Genomic DNA, 2,312 nt, shown 5'->3' on the forward strand with positions numbered 1-2,312 from the left:
GATCGCCCACCTGCTGGGCTCCGTCCCGTACCAGGAGGTGCCGCCGCCGGTGCTGGAGTTGCCCCCGCGGCCGCCCTCGACCGGCTACCAGCGCCCGCCCCGCGATCTGCAGACCTACGTCCCCGATCACGCGGCAAGCCTCTGAGCAGCCGGTACCTCCCTCACACCTGTTCCGGCACTACGGCGACCGGGCAGGCGGAGTGGTGCAGGGCCGTGTGCGCGACCCGGCCGAGCTGGAGCCCGAGGTGGCCCTCGCGGCGCCGGGCGCCGACGACGAGCAGGTCGGCCTCGTGCGAGGCGTCCAGGAGCGCCTTGCGGGCGTGGCCCTCGACGGTGCGTCGACGCAGGTCCACCTCCTCGGGGGCGTCGCGCAGCGCCGCTTCCAGCGTCTCGGCGGCCTCTTCCTCGTGCAGACGGGCCAGCTCACCGACCAGCAGGGTCTGGTCGGTGGTCTCGCGTGCGGGGCGCCGCCAGGCCCGTACGGCCTCCAGGGGCACCCCACGCCGCCGCGCCTCCTCGAAGGCGAAGCACACGGCCGCCGACGGCTCCGAGTGCTCGCCGACGCCCACGACGACGCGTCCGCGGACCGCGGGCGTCACCTGGTTGTCGTGGCTGCCGCGCAGCACGATCACCGGGCAGCGGGCGTGGGCGGCCACCGTCAGGCTCACCGAGCCGAGCAGCAGTTCGGTGATGCCGCTGCGGCCGCGGGTGCCCAGGACCAGGGCGCCGGCGTGCAGGCCTTCCTTGACCAGCGCGTACTCCGGCTCCTCCGGCAGCACCTCCGCGGACACCTTCAGCTCGGGGTGGCGGGCCCGCGCTCGGCGGGCCGCACCCTCGGCGATGTCCTCGGCGGGCACCTGCTCGGACGACCTGCCGAGGTCTTTGTCGAGCGCGGCGCCCTCATAGCGCTCCCACAGCGAGGCGTACACCACCCGCAGCGGCACCCCGCGCAGCGCGGCCTCGTCGGCCGCCCAGTCCACGGCCCGCAGACTCGGCCCGGACCCGTCGACCCCCACCACCAGGGGCTCGCCGAAGGCTTGAACGATCGCTGCCTTCATGATCACTGCTCCTTCAGGGCATTGCGTCAGTCGTGCGCGACGACGGCGACGGGGGCGGTGGCGTGATGCAGGACGGCGTGCGTGACGGGGCCGATGTGCGGGCCGAGCGTGCCACGGCGGATCCGCCGGCCCACGACGACCAGGGACGCCCCCCGGGAGGCGTCGACCAGCTGGATGGCGGGACTGCCGGAACGGGACTCCTCAAGAACCTCGACGGCCGGGTACTTCTCCTTCCATCGGTGCAGCAACTCGCCCAGTGCGACAGCGTCCTCCTTGCCCAGCAAGGCGTTGAGCTCGGGGTCGGCGGGCAGGCCGTAGGCGAAGTAAGGCGGCAGGTTCCAGGCGTGCACGACCCGCAGGGGTGTGACACGGCGGGCGGCCGCCTCGAAGGCGAAGGCGAGCAGCGTGTCGTCGGGGCTGTCGGTGTCGAGCCCGAGGACGACCGGCCCGGACGTGGCCGCGGCGGACGGGATTGCTGACGGGATTGCGGACGGAACCTTCGCGGGCCCGTCCGCGGCACGCTCCCCCGCCCGCACCAGGACCACCGGCTGCTCGGCGTGCGCCAGGACGGCCTGGCCCACGGAGCCGACGAGGAATCCTCCGAGGCCGCTCATCCCTCGGGAGCCGAGGACCAGCAGTTCGGCGTCCTTCGCCGCCTCCGTCAGCACCTCGGCGGGCTGACCGAAGACCTGCTCCACGGTCACGTCCAGCCCGGGGTGGCGCAGCCGAAGTTCTTCGGCCGCCTGGCGCGGGAGGCTCTCCCAGCCTTCGGCCGGGGGTGCCCCGAGGAGCGACGCCAGGGCCATGGGCTCGGAGACCGCCTCCCGGACATGGACCAGCTTGAGCGGAAGGGAACGCCGCTTCGCCTCGCGGGCAGCCCACTCCACCGCGGCACGGCTCTCGACCGAGCCATCGAGACCTACGACCACACTGCCAACCATGGCTTCTGCCTCCTGAACGGGAATGTGATTCCAGCGTGGCGGTGCGGGGATCAGTGGTGCAGGGGCCGCAGGTCCTCGACCGGGGCCGATGGGCCCTGTGTGCCGTCACGCGCGGCATGGGCAACGCACCCTTCCCCGACCGGGGCCGATGGGCCCTGTGTGCCGTCAGGCGCGGCATGGGCAACGCACCCTTCCCCCCTGCGCCACCTGCCTCGCCGTCGGGGTGCGGGCTGCTGAGACGGAGTCAGTCCGCCTGCCCGGTCCCCACACTGAAGGTCACCGGATGCGGCCGGGGGCGGGGCGAGGGCTGGGG

Annotated in this window: 2 protein-coding genes and 1 pseudogene; 1 reads left to right on the forward strand and 2 read right to left on the reverse strand. The window is 73.7% G+C overall.

Annotation, left to right across the window (positions count from 1 at the left end; translation table 11 throughout):
* Positions 1 to 145 (forward strand): annotated as a pseudogene (locus tag ADK57_RS48920) (polyphosphate kinase 2); the annotation flags it as partial.
* 16 nt (positions 146 to 161) lie between these two features.
* On the opposite strand, the gene ADK57_RS11225 reads toward ADK57_RS48920, so the two are convergent.
* Positions 162 to 1,058 carry a universal stress protein gene (locus ADK57_RS11225; protein WP_053749255.1) on the reverse strand — a complete coding sequence of 299 codons (897 nt, stop codon included), beginning with the start codon at positions 1,056 to 1,058 and terminating at the stop codon, positions 162 to 164.
* A gap of 26 nt (positions 1,059 to 1,084) precedes the next feature.
* Positions 1,085 to 1,999 carry a universal stress protein gene (locus ADK57_RS11230; RefSeq protein WP_053749256.1) on the reverse strand — a complete coding sequence of 305 codons (915 nt, stop codon included), beginning with the start codon at positions 1,997 to 1,999 and terminating at the stop codon, positions 1,085 to 1,087.
* Positions 2,000 to 2,312 lie beyond the last annotated feature (313 nt).

It is taken from the genome of Streptomyces sp. MMG1533 (assembly GCF_001279775.1).
In the GTDB taxonomy this organism is placed as follows: Bacteria; Actinomycetota; Actinomycetes; order Streptomycetales; family Streptomycetaceae; genus Streptomyces.